At 55.0% G+C, this 23,304-nt stretch carries 23 protein-coding genes and 2 tRNA genes; 18 read left to right on the forward strand and 7 right to left on the reverse strand.

Annotated elements, in window-relative coordinates:
• The coding region (locus QEH53_RS03670; RefSeq protein ID WP_309021778.1) for a hypothetical protein at positions 1 to 247 on the forward strand (247 nt) is incomplete at its 5' end.
• Between the two features lie 783 nt (positions 248 to 1,030).
• Here the strand turns inward: QEH53_RS03670 and QEH53_RS03675 are convergent.
• Together QEH53_RS03675 and QEH53_RS03680 are read right to left on the reverse strand one after the other, a co-directional pair.
• A complete protein-coding gene (locus tag QEH53_RS03675; RefSeq protein WP_309021779.1) occupies positions 1,031 to 2,770 on the reverse strand; it encodes an RHS repeat-associated core domain-containing protein in 1,740 nt (579 codons plus the stop codon).
• Between the two features lie 77 nt (positions 2,771 to 2,847).
• A tRNA-Glu gene (locus QEH53_RS03680) sits at positions 2,848 to 2,922 on the reverse strand.
• Positions 2,923 to 3,185: 263 nt separating this feature from the next.
• Here QEH53_RS03680 and QEH53_RS03685 point away from each other — a divergent pair.
• The 3 genes from QEH53_RS03685 (at position 3,186) to QEH53_RS03695 (ending at position 4,684) form a co-directional block, all read left to right on the forward strand.
• A complete protein-coding gene (locus QEH53_RS03685; protein WP_309021780.1) occupies positions 3,186 to 3,467 on the forward strand; it encodes a hypothetical protein in 282 nt (93 codons plus the stop codon).
• A 294-nt stretch (positions 3,468 to 3,761) separates the two neighbouring features.
• Positions 3,762 to 4,415, forward strand: coding sequence for a hypothetical protein (locus QEH53_RS03690; protein ID WP_309021781.1), 654 nt, complete (start codon positions 3,762 to 3,764; stop codon positions 4,413 to 4,415).
• A 56-nt stretch (positions 4,416 to 4,471) separates the two neighbouring features.
• The gene (locus tag QEH53_RS03695; RefSeq protein WP_309021782.1) at positions 4,472 to 4,684 is read left to right on the forward strand and encodes a hypothetical protein; all 213 of its coding nucleotides are present in this window, start codon (positions 4,472 to 4,474) and stop codon (positions 4,682 to 4,684) included.
• Positions 4,685 to 4,992: 308 nt separating this feature from the next.
• Here QEH53_RS03695 and QEH53_RS03700 read toward each other — a convergent pair.
• Positions 4,993 to 5,070: transfer RNA gene (locus QEH53_RS03700), tRNA-Glu, on the reverse strand.
• A 183-nt stretch (positions 5,071 to 5,253) separates the two neighbouring features.
• On the opposite strand from QEH53_RS03700, the gene QEH53_RS03705 reads away from it, so the two are divergent.
• From QEH53_RS03705 to QEH53_RS03740, 8 genes are all read left to right on the forward strand, one after another.
• Complete coding sequence (locus QEH53_RS03705) at positions 5,254 to 7,116, forward strand: FHA domain-containing protein (RefSeq protein ID WP_309021783.1); 1,863 nt, start codon at positions 5,254 to 5,256, stop codon at positions 7,114 to 7,116.
• A gap of 67 nt (positions 7,117 to 7,183) precedes the next feature.
• The gene (locus QEH53_RS03710) at positions 7,184 to 9,301 is read left to right on the forward strand and encodes a hypothetical protein (RefSeq protein ID WP_309021784.1); all 2,118 of its coding nucleotides are present in this window, start codon (positions 7,184 to 7,186) and stop codon (positions 9,299 to 9,301) included.
• Positions 9,298 to 12,303, forward strand: a complete 3,006-nt coding sequence (locus QEH53_RS03715; protein ID WP_309021785.1) for a hypothetical protein — start codon at positions 9,298 to 9,300, stop codon at positions 12,301 to 12,303. The genes QEH53_RS03710 and QEH53_RS03715 overlap by 4 nt, the downstream gene beginning before the upstream one ends.
• A gap of 204 nt (positions 12,304 to 12,507) precedes the next feature.
• Positions 12,508 to 12,972 carry a type IV pili methyl-accepting chemotaxis transducer N-terminal domain-containing protein gene (locus QEH53_RS03720; RefSeq protein ID WP_309021786.1) on the forward strand — a complete coding sequence of 155 codons (465 nt, stop codon included), beginning with the start codon at positions 12,508 to 12,510 and terminating at the stop codon, positions 12,970 to 12,972.
• Positions 12,973 to 13,165: 193 nt separating this feature from the next.
• Positions 13,166 to 13,693, forward strand: coding sequence for an N-acetyltransferase family protein (locus QEH53_RS03725; RefSeq protein WP_309021787.1), 528 nt, complete (start codon positions 13,166 to 13,168; stop codon positions 13,691 to 13,693).
• 94 nt (positions 13,694 to 13,787) lie between these two features.
• On the forward strand, positions 13,788 to 14,711 hold the full coding sequence (locus QEH53_RS03730) for a phosphoribosylaminoimidazolesuccinocarboxamide synthase (protein ID WP_309021788.1): 924 nt from the start codon (positions 13,788 to 13,790) through the stop codon (positions 14,709 to 14,711).
• 11 nt (positions 14,712 to 14,722) lie between these two features.
• Positions 14,723 to 15,202: a DUF2127 domain-containing protein gene (locus QEH53_RS03735; protein WP_309021789.1), complete on the forward strand. Its 480-nt coding sequence runs from the start codon at positions 14,723 to 14,725 to the stop codon at positions 15,200 to 15,202.
• 91 nt (positions 15,203 to 15,293) lie between these two features.
• Entirely contained in the window at positions 15,294 to 15,719 is a 426-nt protein-coding gene (locus tag QEH53_RS03740) for a cytochrome c (RefSeq protein ID WP_309021790.1), read from the forward strand.
• A gap of 69 nt (positions 15,720 to 15,788) precedes the next feature.
• Here QEH53_RS03740 and QEH53_RS03745 read toward each other — a convergent pair whose 3' ends face one another.
• Entirely contained in the window at positions 15,789 to 16,052 is a 264-nt protein-coding gene (locus tag QEH53_RS03745; protein ID WP_309021791.1) for a YecH family metal-binding protein, read from the reverse strand.
• A gap of 200 nt (positions 16,053 to 16,252) precedes the next feature.
• On the opposite strand from QEH53_RS03745, the gene QEH53_RS03750 reads away from it, so the two are divergent.
• On the forward strand, positions 16,253 to 16,693 hold the full coding sequence (locus QEH53_RS03750; RefSeq protein ID WP_309021792.1) for an Rrf2 family transcriptional regulator: 441 nt from the start codon (positions 16,253 to 16,255) through the stop codon (positions 16,691 to 16,693).
• 55 nt (positions 16,694 to 16,748) lie between these two features.
• On the opposite strand, the gene QEH53_RS03755 is transcribed toward QEH53_RS03750, so the two are convergent.
• The gene (locus tag QEH53_RS03755; protein ID WP_309021793.1) at positions 16,749 to 17,096 is read right to left on the reverse strand and encodes a hypothetical protein; all 348 of its coding nucleotides are present in this window, start codon (positions 17,094 to 17,096) and stop codon (positions 16,749 to 16,751) included.
• A gap of 355 nt (positions 17,097 to 17,451) precedes the next feature.
• On the opposite strand from QEH53_RS03755, the gene QEH53_RS03760 reads away from it, so the two are divergent.
• Entirely contained in the window at positions 17,452 to 18,537 is a 1,086-nt protein-coding gene (locus QEH53_RS03760) for a hypothetical protein (RefSeq protein ID WP_309021794.1), read from the forward strand.
• Positions 18,538 to 18,554: 17 nt separating this feature from the next.
• Here QEH53_RS03760 and QEH53_RS03765 read toward each other — a convergent pair whose 3' ends face one another.
• The gene (locus tag QEH53_RS03765) at positions 18,555 to 18,908 is read right to left on the reverse strand and encodes a metalloregulator ArsR/SmtB family transcription factor (protein WP_309021795.1); all 354 of its coding nucleotides are present in this window, start codon (positions 18,906 to 18,908) and stop codon (positions 18,555 to 18,557) included.
• A gap of 299 nt (positions 18,909 to 19,207) precedes the next feature.
• On the opposite strand from QEH53_RS03765, the gene QEH53_RS03770 reads away from it, so the two are divergent.
• The 4 genes from QEH53_RS03770 (at position 19,208) to QEH53_RS03785 (ending at position 22,331) form a co-directional block, all read left to right on the forward strand.
• Positions 19,208 to 20,071: an SHOCT domain-containing protein gene (locus QEH53_RS03770; RefSeq protein WP_309021796.1), complete on the forward strand. Its 864-nt coding sequence runs from the start codon at positions 19,208 to 19,210 to the stop codon at positions 20,069 to 20,071.
• A gap of 169 nt (positions 20,072 to 20,240) precedes the next feature.
• Positions 20,241 to 20,603, forward strand: coding sequence for a DUF4112 domain-containing protein (locus QEH53_RS03775; RefSeq protein ID WP_309021797.1), 363 nt, complete (start codon positions 20,241 to 20,243; stop codon positions 20,601 to 20,603).
• On the forward strand, positions 20,603 to 21,640 hold the full coding sequence (locus tag QEH53_RS03780; protein ID WP_309021798.1) for an SMP-30/gluconolactonase/LRE family protein: 1,038 nt from the start codon (positions 20,603 to 20,605) through the stop codon (positions 21,638 to 21,640). Before QEH53_RS03775 ends, QEH53_RS03780 begins: the two co-directional genes overlap by 1 nt.
• Before the next feature lie 52 nt (positions 21,641 to 21,692).
• Complete coding sequence (locus QEH53_RS03785) at positions 21,693 to 22,331, forward strand: MarC family protein (protein ID WP_309021799.1); 639 nt, start codon at positions 21,693 to 21,695, stop codon at positions 22,329 to 22,331.
• Positions 22,332 to 22,355: 24 nt separating this feature from the next.
• Here QEH53_RS03785 and QEH53_RS03790 read toward each other — a convergent pair whose 3' ends face one another.
• Positions 22,356 to 23,294, reverse strand: a complete 939-nt coding sequence (locus tag QEH53_RS03790) for a calcium/sodium antiporter (RefSeq protein WP_309021800.1) — start codon at positions 23,292 to 23,294, stop codon at positions 22,356 to 22,358.
• Between the last annotated feature and the right edge of the window lie 10 nt (positions 23,295 to 23,304).

Consider the following 23,304-nt stretch of genomic DNA (forward strand, 5'->3'; position numbering starts at 1 on the left):
CTGCCGCACCCGGGTCTCCCAACTGCTCCAACTGAAACGGCTTCCCGAGGACATCAGAAAAAAGCTAGAGCACGCCCCCGAGAAGCTCGACGTTTTGATCAACATCCATTCCCTGCGGAAGCTGGTCGCTTCCAAAAACCAACGGATACAGCAAAAACACGCGGGCCAACCTCTCAACGCCTTGCGATTGCGAAAACAACTGTTGAAATCCGTCGAACATAGCGAAGACAGTCGCATCCATACCTAGTTGTTGGCGAGGTCGCGGGGCTCTTGAGTGAAGCCTAGGCATCGTCCGTTGACGGGGACAAGCGCCACGAGGAGGGCCAGGCGTTTGGGTGTCCTGAGCGATAAGGCACACTTCCCTCGATATCGACATACGACATTTCCGGTAGCGGAACAGCTTCCTTCTTGCCGTTGGGCCAAGGCGAACCAGCCAGCCCTGCAGGGAAGCTTGCCGAGCGAAACCTCAACATGTCCGCGGGGCTTCAAGGCTAAGAAGCTGCTCTTTCGCGTTTCGTTACTGAAGTTGGCATCCGCTTGGCAGGCGTGCTATTGGTTGGCCTGTACGTTCTGAAATTATGTAAGGAGGCAAGAGTTCGGCCACGTTGGCCGAACGTGCCGACGAAGCAAAGCAGATGACATGACAGGCGGAACGACTGGCGTGAGTGCGAAGCACCGACGACTCCGGAGGAGCATCTGCCACTATGCAGGAGTTGAACGAAGTTGGATTTTGGATCGATCAGGAGGTATCAGGTATTGGATTGACCCTATTTTATCTCCTTACAGTGCAGGAGAACGCAAGTTGATCGTAATTGATTTTTGGGCAAGACGAACAACCAGGACAATCATTCCTTTTTATCTTTCTTTCCACCGAGGAAGATAATGTAAGCTACAGCAAAGCATACTCCCACGTAGATAAAGCTCTGGGGGTGGACCCATTCACCCCACTCAAATCTGAGCTTTATTAGATAGGCAGCTATCACCAAGCCAACAGCGGTGCAGAAGATAGAAGAGATTATGTATCCGATTCTCATTCGCAGTGCTCAGCGTAGTCGCTTCGAGCTTGGTCAACCTTGCCCTGCTTCTGCACCTTTAGCCCGCTAAAAAACTCGATGTCTTGGCGTGCCCAATTGAGCTGCTGGCTAGCAATTGAGACTTGCTGGATCTCCAATGCTCCAGTGGCTGCTATTTCCGTCGGTGTAGTTATCCATGCACCTGCTCTCTTAAATAGCTGCTTCCAGGCAGCTTTTGACTTAACATTGGAAAGGATGGTGTTCGCACCTGTCGCGATAAATTCACCAGCACTCTGGAAACCGCCTCCAATATCGCCATCACGGAAGTTGACTGAAGCCGATATAAACTGGTCATGCAGGGAAACGAAGGCCGCACTGTTACTAGCCCATATGCCTCCGATCTCTTGCCACTGCTTCTTTCCATAAGTTCCCAATATGCCACCTGCGAGGGCAAGACCTCTATTTCCTCTTCGAACCGTCTCAAGCAAGTCTGGATCATTCGACCTATTACGAGCCCCGTCGATGGACTCTTGAGCTCGCTGCACAGACAACTCGAGATTTCCGATCTGCGACTTCAATTCAGCACACCGTTTCTCGTCCCACTGATCCTTTTGGGCCGGTGGAGGCTCGCCATCAGCGGGATTGCCATATGTGGGATTGCCATCAGTAGGTTGTTGGGTCCCAGATTTGTAGGGAATCGAAGCATAGGACTCACCCTCCGGAATCCAAACTCGTGACCAGTTACCACACCTCCCGGTCGACTGCACCTTAAATCCAAAAAGCTTACTGTCCCATTTCATAGTTGCTTCGTAGCCTGCACACCATTCAAACCAATATAAACCAAATGCATCCACCCGATTCACCGGATCGTTGCCGACGAAGCGGTGGAGGTTGAGGCCTCCGGCTTCGCCGATGGGGTCGCGGGTGAGGAAGCGGCCCTTGCTGGGGTCGTAGTAGCGGAAGCCGTAGTACACGAGGCCCGTTTCGTCGTCGGTGTATTGGGTCGAGAAGCGGATGGGGTTCTTGTTTTTCATGCCTCCGATCGCCGGTTCACCGGACGTCTCCAGCTTGCCGAAGGCGTCGTACTCGTACCAGGCGACCCAGGTGCCGGTGTCATCGAGCAATCCCGTCACGTTTCCGTTCAGGTCGTAGCTCGGGTAGTAGGTCTTGCCTGTCTGGTAGTCGCACCACATCAGCAAGCCCATCGCGCCTCCGGCCCCGCCGCGGGACTCGGACTTGTCGAGGCCCCAGTGAAAGCTCTTGCGCATACCGCCCGAAGCGTCCATCTCGGCCACCAGCTCCATGCCTTGATAGGCGAATTTGAGGTGGGTGCTTTGCCCGCTCGCCCAATGCGATTCTGTAGTGAGACTCTTTGGTCCGGAGTCCCAAACCTTCTTTTCCACGCGGCGCCCCATGTAGTCGTACTTGAACTCGAGGGACTTGCCGGACTTGGTCATGCGGTGGAGGCGATTGTTCGCGTCGTAGGAGTAGGTCCAAGTACCGTCCGAAGTCAAACTACCGTCCGCGTCGTAGCCATGCTGGTTCGACTGGTTGAAACCATTATAGGTCAGAGTAGTCCCATCAAAACCAGTTGGATTTCCGGCAGCGTCCCAAGTGTAACTCGATTCAGTCCCGGTCTCACGGGTGGTGTCCCAAGTCTTGACCTGACCCAACTTGTCGTAGGTCGCGTTGTAGTAAATATGGCCGCCTCCAGACTTTATCTGGTCGTTGAGCGAGTTGCTCCCGTAGTCATACATCAGCTGCTGCGTGATTTGGCTCTGGGTGGTGCGGTTTGTGACAACGTATCCAGCCCTAGATTCGTAACCAGATCCGCCGTCCCGTAAAGGATTCGAACCTCTGTCTCTTGGATGAAATCCAAGTGTCCTAAACCTGGCTAGACGAACGGGACCGGCAGGCAAAGCAGCGAAAGCTAGAAATCGGCCTATCACATGCAAGTATTTTAACCAGACGGACTCCATAGGCGGCTGAATTCACATAGTCCGAGGGCGCTTCTACCGCGGGAATCCGAAAGCCGATTACGTCGAGAGCCCTTCTTTAAACTCTCGAGGATTATGTGAAGCGAAGATAAGAGCTCCGCTGAAGCTCGGCAATCAATCTGTATTCTGTCTCCGACCATTATACGGAAGGGATGTAAGCCGACGCACTACAGGAATGGCCAAGCCAATCAAGCAACAAAGAGCGTCGACGAGGAGGACATTCGAGGCAGACGCCGGAGATAGCGTCTTGATTATAGTCTCGGAACAGGTTCCGGAGGGTGAAAGCGAATCGCTTTTCAGACCGAACATCAATCTCTTCGATCCAGACGGCGAACTACTCGACTTCACAAATGGAGCGATCAGCGCCCACCTAAACGAAACATTGCCAAAAACAGGCCAATATACCGTCCGGGTGAATGGATTGTCCGATGTGTGGTCCGCTTACTACGCTCTCTGACTAGTAAAAGCCCCGGGTGCCAACATGACTCCAGAGGGGGACGAAGGTAGACTTCTGGAAAACGGGGCGAACGAAACTGGATACCTCGACGTGGGCGATATCGACGGCTGGAGAATCGAAGCGAACTAGGGCGATGCCTTTTCGCTCTCTCTCACCCGGATCGGACCTTACGGCGAAGGCTTCGCATTCGAATAATCGATCCCGATGGACAAGAAAAGCGGGACGAGACCAATGATGTCGCGGGAGAGGTATCCTTTCGCGCCGAAAAGTCCGGATCCTATTCGATAGTGGTCAATGACGAAGACAGCGACAACCCCCGGGGCACCCGGGATGTACGAACTGCGGTTGGTCCAATTCCCCCATCCGATGGGGGTGGACTCCAACGACGAATACGGACAACGAGATAACGGGGGTTCCCGTACCGGCATTATCGAAACAGGAGATATCGACTTTTTTGTTTTCACTCTCGAGAGCGTTTCCAAATTTGTCCTCAACCTTTCAGAAATCATCGAGACCGGACAATCTGAAACACCCTTCAGGCCCAGCTTGAGATTATATGACAGCGATGGAACGCAGCTGCTCGACCTCGTCAATGACACAGCCGTTGAAGTCGAGAGATCCAACTATGCGGCCGGGACCTACTTCCTTCTCGTTTCAGACGGAACAGAAAAGAATCCCGGGCCCTATTCCTTAAATCTCATCCACTTCCCTGTGACGATAGAAACGGCAACCGTTCACTCGATCTATGGCTCAAGCGAGACGATCGTGGAAATCACCGCAGTAGATCCCGAGAACCCTGCAAAGCAAACCGTCTTGGCAATTCAAGACGCGCCCACTGGTATGACGCTAGAAACAATCTCGCCATCCACCGCCCAAATCAAAGGGACTCCGTCAGACGACCAAATCCCCAGCACGCGCGAACGCTTACCGCCACGAATACGTATCTAGACAGTGAATACACTTCGACTAAGAAAATCCTGTTCTATGTTCGAGAGCTCGTCATCGTGCAAGACATCGCCAGTTTCGCCGCGAATTCATCGGAACAGCTAAACATTGCCATAAACGGCGAGGGGGAAAGCAACTATCGCCTGGAGAGGTCAACAGACCTCCAAACCAGGGAAACAATACAAAGCTTCCAAGGCACCTTAAACTTCGAGCTCGATTTCGAAGACGTAGAGCCAGACGGACACGTCTTTTACCGCGCCGTGTTGGAGTAACCCCTGCCCTAAGGCGAGAAGATGTTCAATGAACCTTAAGCTAAGTTTCACGGGTTATTCATTCTCGTACTAAAAGGTCACCGTACACAGAAAAAACGCCACTCGCGAAAGTGACGGTTTTACGAAAATGGTACCCCGTAGGGGATTGATTCGCTACGCTCAGGGCTACGCCCCGGCCTCCGGTCGCCCCTCTTCGCTCGCAAGCTCGCTTCGTCGCCTCCTCTGACAGGGCTTCTCATCCCCGTACCCAAGGAGACCATTTCTCCAACAAAAAACCGTCACTCGTGAAAGTGACGGTTTTATGAAAATGGTACCCCGTAGGGGATTCGAACCCCTGTCGCATGGATGAAAACCATGTGTCCTAGGCCTGGCTAGACGAACGGGGCGCTTAGCAAGAGTCGCAGAAGCTAGAAATCCGCATCCCTCGTGCAAGGCTTTTTTGAAAAAAAGTTATATCTTATTCTAAATCAGCGACTTTTAATGAGCCCCCTCTCCACGATCCCGAACTTGCCATCCCCAAAACTCCTCCTCAGTCTCCTTTCCGTAGCTAACTATCCCTCCTCCTGCCTATGGGCCTGCTCGACTTTTTCCGACCCAAGATACGCCTTGCCATTGGCGACTGCTCCTCTCGCTCACTCACGCACGCCGAGACCTTCCCGGTAAACCTGAGCGGCCGAAACCTCGATGGCACCAAGTCCCCACTGTGCCGCATCCACCAACTAGACGGCGAATTCTCCCTAGAACCCCTATCCAACGAACATCCCATCAAGCTCAATGGGCAAACCGTCGCTCGCGAAACGCCGCTCAAGCCCAACCAGAACTACGGACTAGCCCTCGACAAACACCTCATGGTCCTCCGGCTCACTCGCAAACCTCAACGCATCGGCGATGGCTTCAGCGAAGGGAATTGGGATATTGCCCCCCGAGACAATCCCGAAGACCGTGAAACACTTCCCCCTTCTCAGGTCACCCCAGAAAGCATCGCCACCCATATTGAGCGCCCCGAGGACCATCTCGCTTTCCCCACCTACGGAGATACCTGTTTCCTCCTCTCCGACCTCCTCTCCAGTCTCGACCCTAGCGCAGCACCCGCCAGTGACGCGCCTCCGCCAGCCCCTAACACGCAGCACCCAAGGACCTCCCGCCCCCTCTTACCCAAACCACCCTCGCCCGCCCCCCACAAGCCGGAACCCGGGAGTCAATCCTCCCCTTGCCCTTACTGCTGGAAACCTTTCACCGCCGGTGACGCCCTCAGTATCGCGGTGCACGATTCCCTGACCGGAGACCCCGTCCTAGGCTCACACGTCAAGCTCCGCTTTGCGGCAGAGCGCTTCAACTCCCTCGGCCAAGCCCTCGATGCAGAAGGCGTCCCCTGTCCCGACCACGCATGCCCCCATTGCCGCGGTCGGCTGCCCCCTTCCTTCTTTTCCCAGCCCCAGCACATCCTTTCTCTCGTTGGAGCTCCTAGCTCCGGCAAGTCCTACTACCTCTCCGTACTGCTACGTCAGCTTCCCGAAGACCTTATCCGCCACTACTCCGCCAACCTCCAAGACGGCGATCCCTCCGGCAACGCCCAGCTCAACGAGATGAAAAACAGGGTCTTTTCGGCCAACACTCCCGAAGACGCCTTCATCTCCAAGACCGACTTCGAAGGCGTCATGTACGAACGCCTCTACCGCGATGGCAAACTCGTCCCCCTGCCGCGTCCCTTCGTGTACTACCTGCAAAGCCTCACCGACCCCGAATGCCGCGCTTCTCTCGTCTTCTACGACAACGCAGGCGAGCACTTCAAACCCGGCATCGCCCTCGACGAGTCACCGGGCGCGCTGCACGTGGCCGCATCGGCCGGACTTCTCTTCCTTTTCGATCCCTCTTCCTCGCCCGCTTTCCGCAAACTACTCCGCCGCAAGCGCGATCCTCAGCTCCACACAGACGCCTCCGACGAGCAAGACACCATTCTCTCCGAGCTAGGCGTCCGCGTAAAAAAGATGCGAGCCCTGGAAAGCCATGAAAAAGTGGATACTCCCCTCGCCATCCTCGTAGGCAAGTTCGACCTCTGGCAAAATCTCCTGCCCCCCGAAACCCTTCACCTCTCCGAAGACTGCCCACTCACCCCCGAAGCGATCGCCCAAAACTCGCGCCACGTACGCAGCTTGCTCGCTCAACTCTGCCCCACCATCGTCGCCAACGCCGAATCCATCTCAACAAACGTGACCTACTTCCCGCTCTCCTCCCTCGGGCATTCACCAAAGGAAATCCCCGAAGGTCCTCTCGCCGGTCGCCTCGCACCCAATCCCAAACGACTGAAACCCATCCAAGCCACAGCCCCAGTTCTCTGGATCCTCTCCCAACAATCCCCCAGCCCCATTCAAAGAGTGAACGGTGCAATGAGCGAAGCTACGCTTGAGGAAGCAAGCGACGAAACAACCTGAAGGGTCATCATTCAATATTTCTCAGCTCGACTCCTAGAAACTAGAATCCGGTACGCGGAACCCACCCTTGAGCTTCCAATACATCCACACCAGCGCTAAACGCGGTCTAGAACCCGGCAAGTCGGGATTCTGCTGCGTCGCCCGCGACCGAAGCTTGCCTCCGGACCTTATTTCGGAACTGGAAAGCCAAAGCCGCTACACCACCGATTCCCATGGAGCCTCACCCCTCATTCTACGCCACCGCATCGTTACGCTCCGATCGGGAACCTACCACATTCTAAGTCGTATCCACGAAGCGGGTACTGACTATTCCAAGCGCAACAATCACATCGCCCATCACCTCGCCTTTCCCCAAGCAGATATCCCAGGTCTGCCCAATCCTGCCGGCATCCTCTTAAATTGGCGCGGCTGGCGGGAAAAGTGGGTCGAGCCCCCTCGCATCCTCGAACCCTTCGAAGCCTTCGACCTCCAAGACATCGAGTCGTACTGGGCCACCCAAACGATTCCCGATTCCTTTAAGAGCGTAAGCCCGAACGGCAATCTAATCAGTAGAGTATTTAGGGTTTCAATACCCCAGGAACGTCTGCTGATCGAGCATCTCCGTCGCTGCATCAACGAGCTCCCTACCAGCTATCGCTGGCAACATAGCTTCACGAGCTGTCTCCTCCCCACCGACCAACCTCAAGACTACGCATGGGCAGGCCACCTACCCAGCCTATCTCTTCCTTACGATTTACCCACCTATAACCTCCCTCTTAAGGCATCCGCCGCTATTCCAGTCACCCCCAAAAACGCGCCTAACCCAAGACGCCAACAGCCCGCCCCAGAGCCTCCCCCGCCGGAAGACACAAGCTCAGACCCAAAAACTCCTCAAAGAAAATTCGCGGCTCCGCGGGTCGAGATCCCGGAAGAGTATGACCACAGAAAACGAAAGCGCCCAAAACGCCATTTCGGCCAACGCGAGTTCACGCGCACCATAAACATCTCCATCGCTGGAGTCGCTCTCATCTGCATCGCACTCGTCGTCTACTTCGTCCAAACTCACCGCGCCAAAAGCCTAGGCCAGTCGCAAACCCTAAGCTCAAACGATGCCGAACGTGCCCTGCAGGCCCGTCACGACGTCTGGCAAAGATTCGCAGACTCCGGCTACCCAAGATCCGAGCTGGAAAACGCTCGAGCCACAGCTAACTTTCTCGCCAAAGCAGGCGAAGACACGCCCTTGCAGATTATCACCTTCCTCGATCGCCTGATCGCTCGCACAGCCGCAGACAATGCAGGCGGCATCATCGTGCCCAAAAACCTTATACAGCTAGAAGGCCAAGCTCACATCCTTCCTCTTTCGCCCATCAGCTACCCAGAGCTGAATCGACTCGCCCTTTTACCCATTCCCGTAGCCCAACAGCTCGACTTCCCACACCTCGACCAAAAGCTCGCCCCCCTGTCCGCCATGCCTCTGGCGAGCTTTTCGGTCGAAGCCCTCTCAGATTCCCTCGGGTCGTACCTGCTACTCGCAAACGGGCGCCTCGACGCCATTCCCGCCGCGACGCGACAAGCCATCGAGTCCTACTTCACCCAGCTCGAAGAGATTCAAGACAACCACCAATTCTCACCTATCCTGACGCTTCCCCAAGCCTTCGGACTCTCCCACCAGAGCTCCTACATCGCAGTTGATTCCCGACGCCTGCTCATTCCCAGCACCCCTATGAGTCTCGCCCAATACCTTCGCGAGCTCTTCCTCGGCGCAGTCGAGCGCAGCGACGACCAAGCATTCCTGTCTTCCGTTTTCCAAGATGCGCTGGACAAGCTCCTCACCGAGACCCGCAGCTCCCCCGCTGAAACTGCGACCATGATAAACGAAGCCCTCAACCTCCTCGACCTTCAAAGTCGCACCTCCCAAGACCCCTTACGCAAGATACAACTCCAGTGGCAGTATACCTTCACCCACCCCGACCTCATGGAGCAAACCATTATCGGCTACAACCTCGACGCCCTCCAGGCAGCCAAGCTACGCCTCGCAGAGACCCGCAGCCAGTTTAGCCAAACCGAACTCTCTCTCTATCTAGCCAGTCAAAAACGTGCCGAAAAAGCCGCCCAGCTCATAACCACCGCCAAAGAAGCCATCTCCGGCAAGGATTGGATTGTCATCAGCAAGCAATCTAACAAGGCTCCACTTTCCCTGCCATGATCGCCTCCGCCTATCCCGAAGCCAACCGTCTCGCCTACCGCATCCGTACCGCCCTCACCGGCGAGTCAACCGGCCTTGAAACCGCTAAGCTCGCCTGGCAACAGGCCGAGGCCGTCGACCGAGCCAACAAAGCCCTCCACGAAGCCCTCAAACTCATCTCCGATGGATCGCTCCTCGATTGCCTCCTCCTCGAAAACAACCACCCAAAACTCCTCGAGACCGCTCGCTCACTCGACCATCTAACCGTAGCCGACTGGAAGAAACGGTGCGAAATCTTCGGCTGGCGCGTTGCCGCCCCCCTCGACCACGAAAGCGTATCCAAAATCCAAACAGCTATCGAGACCCAGAGTGACCTCAAAGACTGGCTCTTCAAACAGTATCGAGCCGCCGTACGCTCCAAAAATGAAAGCACCCGCGCCTTCCAGATCATCGAACTCATAGCCGCCCGCTTTCCCGATGACGCCAACGCCCAGGAAGAGGTCGCCGCCAAACGCGCCCAATTGATAGAACAGGCTACCGCCGAAATAAAAGACGCTACCGAACAACTTCTTCCCGCCGAAACTCCCAAAGCAATCGCCCATCGATACGTCGCCCTTGGGCTTCCGCTTTCAGATTGCCACGACGCAACCCTCGCCAGCACGATAGCCGAGGCGGCAGCCGACCACCTGGACGCTCTAGCGGATAAAGTTCGTTCCGTCGTCGACAACGCCAAAGACCTCACCGAAAGCACTAACTGGCGAGAAATCGAAAGTGCCTACCTTGCATGCGACTACAGTCTCGCCATCAACGAGGCCCGCGGAGAACTGCCTACCGACCTCCGCGACGAATTCGAGAAAGTAGCCACCCAGCTTTCTCGCATTCGGGCCAAATATGAATCCAGTATTTCGATACGCCTCGCTATTATCGAAATCCGTGCTGGCAAAGAAAACAAAGGCAAGCCCGTCCCCATCGCCAATCGAGTGGCCAAACTCAAGTCTCTCGAGAGCCAAGCCCTAAAAACGGGAAACCAAATCCCTGGCGAACTGAAAAACGAAATCAAGTCCGCTTACACCTACGCTCGACGTAAGCGCCTCCCCCTTTACGGCAGTATCGCAGCCACCCTTCTCGTGCTTGTGGCAAGCTTCCTCTTCCTAAGCAACCAAAGCCAAGAACGCGAAGCAGCCGAATCTCTGCAAGCTAAGGCCCTCGCAGCCCTACAGGCCACTGAACAATCCGGAAACACTTCCCAGATTCGTACCGCATTGAAAACCTGGGAGGAGCAAATCTCTCTCGCTAAGCCAGACTCTAGCCTCGCAAACCAAGCCGCCTTGCTGACGGACTGGCTGGCCCTGCAAACGTCACTAGAAACCGAATACGAAGACTCAATCGCAGACCTTGAGAAACTCGCCTCCAGTACCGACGCTCTGAAAAATGCACAAGCCATCGAAGTCCTCGCCAACGACCTGCGAAAGTCTAGAGCAGACCTCGCCCCTGATCTTGGCCAAGGTGCCGATCTACGCTTAGGAGCTCTGCTGGCCGACTACCAAGAACGCCAAGCAGCCGATCTCGATAAAAACCAACGCGAACTTGCCCGCTTCGAACGTGAGCTCCGCATCGCAGCCAACAACGCCACCCAAGCAAAAAGTCGCGCCGAATTCGAACGCCTGCAAACCGCAGCCGAAGCCCGTGTCCAAACACTCAACGCTCTCCTGCAGGAAGACTTCGCAGTGAACAGCCGTAGTCAACTCACTCCACTCCTCAAAAGCGTCACCCAACAACTCAAAGCCATAGAAACCAAATGGGCCGCACTGGACAACGCATGGCTACAGCTCGCCCAAACCAAAGAACTTACCCCCTATCTCGCTCAGCTCGAACGTATCCACAGTTTCGATATACTGCCTGCTGAGCAGAAGACCGCCCTCTCTCAAACGCTTCGTCTCAAGGAGAGTTTCTCGAATCTGAAAAGTAGCCAAAACCTCATTTCCAATAAGGAGGCTTCAGCCGCATTCCCTGCGAACCAAAGCTACCTAGATACCCGAGTCGAACTCAGCGAGGCAGAACAATCCTACCTCACCCGCCTGCAAGAACTAGACAACTTCGCAAACGTATATCAATCCACTGTCCAATACTTCGAGGGCAATGCGGAGCCACAAAGCGAGTACCGCATCTATCTCGTCGAACCCATCTCCAAGTCCGACTCCGAACAAAACGAGACTAGCGTCACTTTCACCTTCAACGTCCGAGGCTTCGACGAGTTCGGAAACCCCGAACCAGCGCCTCGTGAAATCCAATTCATCAGCCGCGCCGACGGATCCTTCTGGGGCTTCTTCTACAAGCCTTCTACCTTGTCCCCAGAATCCGAATACTACCAGCGAACCATCTCCAACACGCTCAGCCACCTCCTTGCCGGAGCCAACCGTTTCGCCATCCTAGACCAACTCACGGACCTGGAGAAGCAGACCGACCTCAGTCCCGCCTTCCGTGTCTACTGGCAACAGCAGTTTATCAACTTTACTAAACTGAACTCGTGGAAGTGGGGGCTGGCCCTCAGCCCCAGCCTGAAAAAGCACGCCGGCATGCTCGACAAACTTCCCAATGCCGAGGAAAACGAACGCCTCTGGCTTTCCATTATCGAGCAAACCGTGCCCTCGCCGGACATCAGCGTACTCGCCAAGGAGGAACTCGGAGAATTGCCGCGCAAAGAAATCACCGCCCTATCGCGCTTGTACCAAAACGCGGCCAACGGACAGTATCTGCTCGCTGGATACGTATTAGCCGACGGCAAGCTAGACCTGCTCGACGACACAGATCCCAACACGCCCCTCTGGAGCGTGAACGCGCTCACAGGCAGCATCGACCGCATCCAGGAAAACCGTCAGCTTACCCCATTCGCCCCCGTCCTGATCTACTCCCTTCCCGGAGGCGATACCCCCCAGAAGCAGCTCGAGAAAGCCGTCTTCGCTTCCGGCCTAAAGCTCCGAGAGCCGCCTTACGCCCAGCTTCTACCCGCCCTCTACAAGTAGAAGCGAGCCTAGGCAGGGCAATCGCCCGCGAAGTTGAGGGAAATCCATTCGCTCAAAATGTTTCTCCTCACAGTATGGGGTTCCATGGAATGTATGAATAAAATCGATACACTATGGCTGTTGTGTTAAAAAGTAGCGAAGACTTGAAAATGCCTCCTTCAGGCATGAGCACTGCTCGGAATCAAAATTCAAGTCACTCGTCCCATGCCGCTACTCGAAACCAAAACTGACTCCTTAGCAAAACGCCTCGAATCCCTAATCGCCGAAATCGAACGCTCCGCCAAAATGGCGAAGATGGTATCCATGAACGCAAGCGTCATCGCCGTGCGCAGCCGCACGGACTCTAGCGAAGCATTCGCGTTCGAGGCAGTGGCATCCCAGATCATGAATATTAGCGAGGCCTCACTCGCCCGTATCGAAGGCCTTCGCGACATTCTAAGCGAGATGGACAGTCTGACGACCATTATCAATAAAGCCGGACGGCAACGCATGCTCTCCCAACGCTATATGAAACTCGTCCTCTCCGCCCGCATTACCGGCGACTCACACTCTGGCGATGAGCATACCAAGCTGAAGCAGCTCTTTGAAACTAGTCACCGAGAGCTTATATACTCCTCACTCAACAGCGAGCAAATCACCCGACAGCTGGAGCGCACACTAACGTGCTGAGAATCCTTCATCCAGAGCATCGAGCAAAACGATTTTGCGGGCGCCACCGAATTGAACGAGACCGTCCTCGTCGAGATGAACAAAGCAGTCGTCCTCTACGAAAACTTAGTACACAGTAAATAGCGTCGCGCTCGCATGCAGTGAGAGTGCGAATCTGCAAAGACTAGGCTCACGCAAACTTCCTATCTGTCCTATGCCTCCAGCAACGTCCCACCCGTCACTCTCGATCCGCCTCGCAAACGAATTGGATCGCGACCGCATCGCTGAGATCTACAACCACTATATCAAAAACACCGTCATCACCTTCGAAGAAGAACTGGTTGACGGAACCGAAATCGCTACTCGCTTGGCCAAGGTCTTCAAAGCCGACCTTCCTTGGCTGGTGGCGGAAGAGAATGACAAGGTACTTGGTTACGCTTACGCTTCCCCTTGGCACGCCAGATCCGCCTACCGCCATACCGTGGAAGTCTCGGTCTATCTCGACCATCAGACCACCGGTCGCGGAGTCGGAAGCGCCCTCTACGAAAGGCTCTTCGAAAGATTGAGAAAGAAGGACATCCACGTCGTCATCGGTGGGCTCACCCTACCCAATCCCGCCAGCGAAGCCCTTCATCAAAAGTTCGGCATGCGAAAAGTCGCCCACTACCAGGAAGTCGGCCATAAGTTCAGCAAATGGCTAGACGTCGGCTATTGGCAGACCGAGTTCGAAGCTACCCCTTGATCCGTAAAGCCTCGCGGCTGTTTCGAGAGTGAGCCTCGGCATTACACCCGAACAAAATTCTTTCCACGCAAGTGCTGCACGCTACAGTCGCCGCATGATTTCTGGCGAAGACCTAAAAGCAGCCCTTCCTACCGAGCCCGTGCGCGAATTGATCGAAACGATCGACGCACCCAAAATCGCCTCCGGCAAGGTGCGCGAAATCTATGACCTCGACGACTCCGTGCTGCTCGTCGCCACGGACCGTATCTCCGCTTTCGACGTCGTTCTCCCGGGAGGCATCCCTGGCCGAGGTCTCATCCTGACCCAGCTCAGCCACTTCTGGTTCGAGCAAACAAAAGGCATCGCCCCCAACCACATCATACCCAATGAGGGAGAGATCCTGTGCAACACCCTCAAGCTCTCGCGCGACTCACAGCTCCGCTCCATGGCCGTGCGCAAGCTCAAGCCGCTCGAGATCGAATGCGTCGTGCGCGGCTACATCGCAGGCTCGGGATGGGAATCCTACAAACAAAACCGTACCGTTTGCGGCATCGAACTCCCCGCAGGCCTGCAGCTCGCCTCTCGACTCCCCGAACCAATCTTCACTCCCACTACCAAGGCAAGCGAAGGCCACGACATGCCCATCACCGCCGAGGAAGCAGCCAACGTCGTAGGGCGAGACGTCTTCGAACAAGTCCGCGATATCAGTCTCAAGCTCTACGACTTTGGCAGCAAGCTCGCGGCCAAGGCCGGTATCATTCTAGCGGATACGAAATTCGAGTTCGGCACCGACGCAGACGGTACAATCTACCTCATCGACGAAGTCCTCACGCCCGACTCCTCGCGCTACTGGGACGCAGCAGAGTACAAGGTCGGCAGCAGCCCTGCCAGTTTCGACAAGCAGATCATCCGCGACTACCTCGAAACCTTGGAGGGTTGGAACAAAACCGCTCCGGGCCCCGAACTCCCATTAGAAATTGTGCAAAAGGCGCAGTCTCGCTATTTGGAAGTCTACTCCAAACTCGTTAGCGTAGTTTAGAGAATACCGCCATGCAGCCGCGATTCGCTTCCAAAGGACTCAAAGCGGTCGCGGTACTCGAAATAACGAAAGGGCTCTTCGCTATTTTAGGAGCTGCTTGGCTTCTCTACACGCTCGGCCAAAACTGGGAGATTGCTCTCTCTTCGATGATCGAGAGGTTCGCTCCATCCCTCGCACTTCCGGGGCGGATTTCCGTTTTGCTCGCCGGCTTCAACAACGAACGTCAAACCATCGCGGCCATCGCCCTTCTCGCATACGGAGTCCTCCATTCCATCGAGGGCTACGGGCTCTGGCTCGCCCTCCACTGGGCCGAATGGCTCGGCACCATCTCTGGAGGCATCTACATTCCCTTCGAGATTTGGGAGATGTTCGAACACCCGAGTTGGTTCACAGCGACCGTTCTCGTCATCAACATCCTCATCGTCGCCTACCTGATCTACGTGATCAAAACGAATCCACGACACGTTGGAAAGCCGCAGCAGTTGAGTTAATCGAACGTATTCCCTACTCAACTACTTGTCGCGGGAGGCGATATCCGTGCAAGCGTAAGGCCGCGAATCGCCGTATACTGGTCAGAAACGTATGAAACCTCTTCGCTCTTCCTTCCTCTTATCCGCAGTCCTGATTTCCGGCATCGCATTCTCACGAGCCGAAGATCCCGATTCCTTTTTCGAGCGCGGCAAACAAAAGTTCGAGCAAGTTTGCTTCGCCTGCCACAAGTACGAGCGTGGACCCGCCATGATCGCCCCGCCCGCATTTGCGATCCAGATGCACTACGGAGATCGCTACGGCAAAGACGAAGCTGCCTTTCGCGAAGCTGTCATCCATTGGGCAAGGTTGCCGGACAGAAGCAAAACGTTGATGCCGGGCGCCATCACGAAGTTCAACTTGATGCCTCCACTGCCGCTCCCCGATGCAGATTTGGATATGATCGCCGCCTACCTCTACCGGGCCGACTTTACAGGTGAGTGCGACGTGCCGATGAGGAACCGTAACTCGGAGCTTTAACCCGCGACCGCATTGGGCAGGACCGATAACCTGCTGACGCAGGCCAAGGCTTAGCTCATTGGCTCACCGCTAATGGCTACAGCGATTTCCTGACTCGAAAACAAATGCGTCCGGATTTCCGGTAAACTTCCCCTTCATCCACAAATGCTGCACAATGTCGTAAGCATCGAGACCATGTCCTGAACAGGTGTGAAAGGTAGATTCCTCGCCAAACACCTCTACGATCTCCGCCGAAAGGCTTTCGTTCGTATAAGTTTTCTCGGTACGGATCATCATCTCGAGGATCTCGTGCGCGTGGATATCGGGTTTTCTTAGATCAGTAAACTTGCTCATTAAACCGAAGTCTTTGGACGATACCACCAGGGTTTCAATAATTAAATACCTTTTTATATTGTTTTTCTTTTAACCTTTCTCATCTTAAGTGGGAGATGGGATTCAAAGGGCGCGACTTCAACCTTACCGAGCTCGAACTGAATCATAGAGAGATCCGCTCCGGGGCCACCCGATCAGTCTAGAGTCGAGTCCGACACACTATGCTCAAGTACGGCAAAACCGCCCAAAACGCCATTATGGCGATCAGCTACCTAGCCGAAGTCTACGACGGGGGAAGTACCCGCTTGAGCTCGCGCGATATCGCGTCCAACCGGCACCTGCCTCAACCCATCGTTGCGAAGCTTCTCGTAGCCCTTTCCCAAGCTGGGCTTGTGGAAGGCGCTCCCGGTCCGAAAGGTGGTTACTGGCTAGCGAAGCCTCCCGTCGAAATCAGTCTTCTCGCCGTCGTGTCGACTTTCGAAAAGGTGGGCGATCGTATCTCTTGCCCTTTCGGCACCGGAGCCTGCAATTGCGAAGACCCTTGTCCTCTCCACCACAAGCTTCTCGACTTAGACCGCCAGTTGGTCGAATTCCTTTCCGACAACAAACTCGACGCCTTCGCCAGACTCCTACCGAAGCAGGAAGCCTGTCTCAAAGTATGATAACCAATCGGGCCAAAACCTTCGATGCCCGTTGGACTAATTAAGTTTCCGGGCCTCAACCCCAAAACTGCTCCTGCAAAAACGCTAGCTGCACTCGGCACGATTCGTCGAAGAACGGGCTTGGATAGCGAATAGTCCCCAAATGGCCGCAGCCTATGACATGGAGTTGCATGGGGCCGGGAGCTCTCTCGAAAACCTGCTGTGACACTTCCGAACTGCAATAGGGCATTTCGTCGTGCTCGTCGACGCTCATCAAAAGCGGTGCCTTCAGATGGTTGATAGTATTCACTGAGACGAGGTGAACGGGAACGTCAGGCGTCACCCGCGTCAGGGTATTTATCCTATTACTGCCGTTGCTCCCGCCGCATCCGATGAACCAGCGGAACGCAGGGCTGGGTTTCATCACGCATTCGAAGTGCTCTGGCGAAGCGGAAACGACAGGCACCGGCCCCCAAGTCGTTTCGGAAGTCCCGTCGATGTTTCCGTTAAAGAACGTATCCAGAATACTCGCGAACAGAGCACCATGCTGGTCTTCTCTCGGAAGATCGGCGCTTCTGGCCTGACGCCAACCGTTTACTTCCTGCCGGGGCTTGCCAACGCTGATTCCGAAAGTTTCTAGGATCGTACAGAAGCACCGCGAAGCCAGCCTCGTAAAACACCTCAGCCAAATTCCGACCTGGCCCACCTCCACCGCCAACCATCGCTACATAACTCTTTCTGATGGCTCTTGTTCGACCAAAGCGTAGAGTTCGTTCTTCATGCCGATCCCACTCCACAAAATCACCGACCGTTGGAAGTTTCATCCGCTGGCAATCGTTTCGCCAACAGATTTCACGCTCGGCGAAAGTCAGCCGATCGAAATTTCGGATATCGCGAGCGACTCACGCTTTTCGCTCTACTGCTTAGACTTCGAAGAAGAACAAGCCTGCTGGGTACGCACCCCCGAAAATATCGACATCACCAAAGGCAGTTTCATCTACACGACCCAGTTCGAGCTGGCCCAGGAAATGGCTATCTCCTCCTTCGACGAGCTCGCGGATATCGTCAGCGGAATCGATCTAAAAGAAAGCAATATAACGATCATCCACTCCGTTGGTCGCTGCGGGTCAACCTTGATCAACCGCGTATTCGCTTCTCAACCACAGATTTTCAGCCTATCCGAGCCAGACACCATCACCCAAATCTGCGAAGCTCTAGGGGCGGAACGTATTTCCACCGCAACGGCAGCCCGACTGCTTCCCCTCGTATCGAAAGCTGTCATACGACCAGTACCGGGATCGACGAGACGTGAAAACGTCGCCATCAAACTACGCAGCCAATGTATCAGTATTGCGGAACAACTTTGCGAAGCGCTCCCGCAGGCGCACAACATCTACCTCAAGCGATCCCCCGAAAATTGGCTGCGTTCTGCCTACCGAGCCTTCGTGCCACCGGACAAGGTAGACGACCGCGAGTTCAAACAAATGTGTGAAGACATCTTCGCAGCTTTCATTCCCATCGTTCGCGCGGAAAGAATCGAAAACGAACCCATGAGCCTCGCAAAGGTTTGGATCTTAAATTGGATTCACAACACCCTCTGCTACCGTGAAGCCAGCGAGCGCGGCCTATCCTTCCTAACTCTCGACTACTCCGAAATACAATCCAACCCGCGGGCTGCCATCGGATCTATCTTCGCTCACGCTAAAGTCGACAATATCGACTGGGACGCAGTTGACGCCACCCTTGTCCTCGACTCCCAAGCGGACAGCCCCGTCGCCCGCGCGTCCGTAAAGGACAATGCTATCACCGATCACCATTTCAAGGAAGCGATGGAAGTTCTGGCCGGTTACCTTCCAGACGAGTAGCGATCCCCTGTCATATTTTAGTACTTCCACATTTCTTCGTCCTCGACGACGACTTGGGCAACAATCTCGGACTTGATCGCATCCTCGCGAACATCCCAGGCTCCCGCGATCTCCTGCATGCGCTCGATCCCTTTCTCGAAAAACCCCGGATTTAGCCGGAAGCGATTGAATTTCCCTTCCTTGACCCGGGTGACCAGCCCTGATCGCTCCAGCACCTTTAGGTGTTTGGATATTGCTGGACCCGACATATCGAATGGCTTTGCCAGCTGGCCGACCGTCGGATTGCCCCTAGCAATTTCGAGCAAAATCGCTCGTCGCGTAGCGTCCGCAAACGCTTGGAAGATCAGGTCAAGCGAATCTCCTTTAACCATATAGTTATCTATCTGGCTGGACTGACGCAGCTATGTCAACACGTGATATCGCTTCGACAGAGTCCATGTAAATGGTGCTCGTCTTCGAACGCCGCTCCCGTAAACGTGGCATACTTGGAATAGTCCGCGGTTTTCGACACCGTAGCAACGGGCATAAAAGAATTTCGTCGTATCTTACGGCAAGCCATCCCAGTTTCCATCGACCAACCACAATTAGGATAGGACGAAGCCAGTCTCAGTAGATCGTTTTCGGGTCAGGTAACTTTTCAAAGTAACCCTCATTCCAAGGGAATACCAACATGCAAAATTTCACTAACTATGGCCGAGAGGCCATCAACTCCATCTCCCAGCGATATGGCATTTCAACCGATGCGGTAGCTCATATGCTAATCGCGGTCAGCAATGGCGGCGGAACCATGGCCCAATTCAATTGCCCGGAACTGGGCGGTGGCGGCCAGTGGATGCAAGGTGGCATGACCATGGTGGGCGACATGTTTAACAACGGGCTCAAAAACACGGTAGATAGCCTCTGCGGCGAACTCTCGAATCTGCTCTACAATCAAAATAACCCCATTTTCGCTCCGATCCAGAGGCGAGCCTCCTCGCAATCCAGCCAACAGCAGTACCAAGGCGACGGCCACGGACAAAACAGCATCTTCATTTCCGGTGGAAACCAAGGAAACTGGTGGATCGAAGATCTCGGCCAGGCTTCCTCCACCGGAGGACAAAACAATGTCCGCTATGCCATTTTCCCACAATCCCGACGCTTGGCTATCGAAATCAATGGAAGCGTCACAATCTACGACACGCTCGATCACCAAATCGGCGGAGTCTCCCAACAACAAAGCGGCGATTCCTCCATGTCATTCACGAGCCAGTACGGCCTTGTATACGTTTCGCAGCTGCCCGTCATCTCAATCGACGGCAACCGCCAGGAATCCGCGAATTCTCAACCTCCTCAGGCTCAGCCAGCCGCTCCCGCTCCTCAAAACGAATCTCCGCAGCCAGTGCCGATTCAAGAGAATCAGTTCGAGCCCGCAGAATCCGAACTCGAGCACGACATCTTCGACAAGATCGAGCGATTGGCCGGACTCAAGGACAAGGGCATTCTGAGCGAAGAGGAATACTCCACCAAAAAAGCAGAGCTGCTCGCGCGACTGTAGATTCAACACTACGGGAGCTTAATTAGCGAGAAAGGCTTCGCTTCTTAAACGAGCCCCCCGCTCCCTACCGAGATCTCACACCCGCGGTTCAGGCACACGACTACCTCCTTCGATTCCGTGTTGCAAGAAACGGGAGTTCCACTGTTTTATAAGTGGTTCACCCGACGTGATGCCTACCCAACTCGAAACCGACCTGAAAAATGCTGACCGCGTAGCCACCGTTATGGATTCAGCGTTCCAGATTCCGGGTACAACTATCAGGATTGGTTGGGATGCGCTGATCGGATTGATTCCGGGAGCGGGCGACACCCTAGCCGCCTTGCCACTCGCCTACTTCCTGTTCATCGGCTGGCGCCACAAACTTCCAAAGCACCTGCTTATGCTCATGGTCGGACGGCAACTTCTCGACCTGCTCATCGGCTCCATTCCGCTGCTTGGCGACCTCTTCGACGTCGCCTACCGCGCCAACCAGAAAAATGCCCGCACTTTGCGAGATGCGCTCGCCAACCACGCGTCCCTTTCCAAATCCTAATGAACAATACACTGCATCTCTTCGCTAGCGCCTTCGCGTTCGCCCTGCTTTCGCTCGGCCAAGCTCAGTCTGATCCCTCCGGCTTGCCTTCCCCTTTCGAAACTCGCGGCAGTATCGAAAGCTACTCCCCAGAGTTCGACGAGTTGGTTTCACCCGACGCCAAAATCGAAATCCTAGCGGAGGGCTTCCGTTGGTCGGAAGGCCCGGTCTGGGATGCCGCTAAAGACCGACTTCTCTTCACCGACGTGCCAGAAAACACCGCCTATGCGTGGTCCGAAGAGGATGGCCTCAGCATCTTCCTCCAACCCAGCGGCCACTCAGAACTAAATCCTGAAGGATTTCGGGAAGCCGGAGCCAACGGACTCGCTTTCGCCCCCGACGGACGACTCGCGATCTGCCAACACGGCAACCAGCAAGTCGCCCTTTACGACGAAGACAGCGGTCTCATCACCCCACTCGTGGACCGCTACGAAGACCAAAACTTCTACAGCCCCAACGATCTGGTCTACGCAAACAACGGGACACTCTTTTTCACCGATCCGCCATACGGCTTGCCAATGGAAAAGCACGAAGGGATCGAAACTCACTACGTCTACCGGCTAGATCCAAACGGAAACGTTCAGAGAGTTGTCGACTCGATCCGCTACCCCAATGGTGTCGCTCTTTCACCCGATAACAACACCCTCTACGTCGCCAGTTCCGACTGGCGCACCCCCGCTGTCTACTCGATCCCTCTCGACAGCGAGCTCAACGTAAGTGGAGAACCCACTCTTCTGTTCGACGCCACCGCATACCGAAGCGATTCCCTCCGGGGCGGATGCGATGGCATGGCAATCGTCAGCGACGGCAACATTTGGACAACCGGTCCTGGCGGGGTCTACGTCATCAAACCAAATGGTAAATTGATCGGATTCCTGAACGTCGAAGGCCGCATCGCCAACTGTGCCTTCGGTGGACCGCAAGGAACCACTCTCTACATGACCGCAGCCAACAAGCTGCTACGTATCGAAACATTAGTGACAGCCGTTCAAAACTAGCGGCCGCTTTTCCTACAAACAAAGGAACGCCCCACAACCAACCCCATTCTTAATGAGCGTTCTAGAATACGGACTATACTGCTTCGTTTCACTTTTCGTAATCGTAGAGCCCATCACCATCGCGCCCGTGCTGCTGGCCATGACCCCGCACGACAGCGCAGAATCGCGTATCCATATGGTACGCATCGCTTGCCTCACCGCTGCAGGCGTGCTGCTGGTTTTCGCCCTCACCGGAAATGTTCTCCTCTCCTTGCTCGGCATCACCCTCTACGCTTTCCAAGCAGCAGGAGGAGCCCTCCTCTTCTTGATCGCTCTGCAAATGCTACAGGCAAAGTCCGAGACGCCGGAGCGTATCACGCCGGGAGAGACTGCAGCAGGTAGAGTCAAGGACGACATCGCAATCAGCCCCTTGGCCATCCCCCTGCTCGCAGGTCCCGGAGCTATCTCCACTTCCATCCTTCTTTACCAACAGGCCGGAAACTGGCACCACAAAACCGCACTCTGCACAGCGATTATCCTCGTCGCCTTCGTCTCGTACTGGATTTTACGCTTCGCCTCACAAAGCGCAAAGTGGCTTTCACCGCTCGTGCTACGACTCGTAACTCGCTTGATGGGACTGCTCCTAGCTGCTCTCGCAGTTCAATTCATTTTCAACGGCGTGCGAGCCGCAGAGCTCTTTAGCTCGAAGTAGCATCCCCTTCCCACAGCGTCGCTTCTAAGGCCACAAGACCCAGAGGTACACGACATAACCCAACATCAGGAAAGCCCCCTCTACTCTCCGTAAAACGTAGCCGCTCCAGATCAGAGGGAGCATCGCCAACGAAAAGAGAACCATCACCAAGAGGTCGAATATTTGGATGCTGGAGCCCGCAATGGGACTTACCATGGCCGAAATGCCCAAAATTCCCAAGATATTGAATACGTTCGAACCAATCACGTTCCCGATCGCAATGTCCGGCTGACGCTTCAGTGCTGCCGTCACGGAGGTGACAAGCTCAGGCATGCTGGTCCCAGCGGAAACGATCGTGAGGCCGATCACCGCTTCGCTCACTCCCCATCCTCTTGCAAGTTCGGACGCGCCCCACACCAAGAGCTTCGACCCTCCGATCGAAAGCCCCAGCCCGAGAACGAACCAACCTAGGTCCCACCAGAGCGAACGTCTGTGACTCTTTACCGATTCATCTGGTGCGGCCACATCGACAGGTGTCGTTCCGACATTCGCCTGCTTCAAGTTCAGCACCGTGTAGAGCAAGCACCCGAAGAGAAAGATCGCCGCTTGCAAGCGCCCCAAACTTCCGTCCCAAAGAAACCAACAAGCGAGCAAGGCAACAAGCAACATCACCGGTGCATCCACTTTTACGATACGCCGTTCTACCCCAATGGGACAAATCAGAGCCGTCAGTCCTAGGATCACACCTATATTGAAGGTATTGGACCCAACCACATTTCCCACCGCAATGTCGGCCGTCCCTTCCAATGCTGCTTGCAAGCTCACCACCAGCTCAGGCGTGCTTGTTCCATAGGCGACCACCGTCAAGCCAACCGCTAGGGGCGAGAGGCCCAGCCGAGAAGCAAAAGACGACGCGCCTCTCACCAAAAACTCCGCCCCAAGGAACAGAAGGCAAAGAGAGAGAATTACAGCGAGTATCAGCATGATGATCTAT

The organism is Pelagicoccus sp. SDUM812002 (genome assembly GCF_031127835.1).
Classification (GTDB): Bacteria; Verrucomicrobiota; Verrucomicrobiia; order Opitutales; family Opitutaceae; genus Pelagicoccus.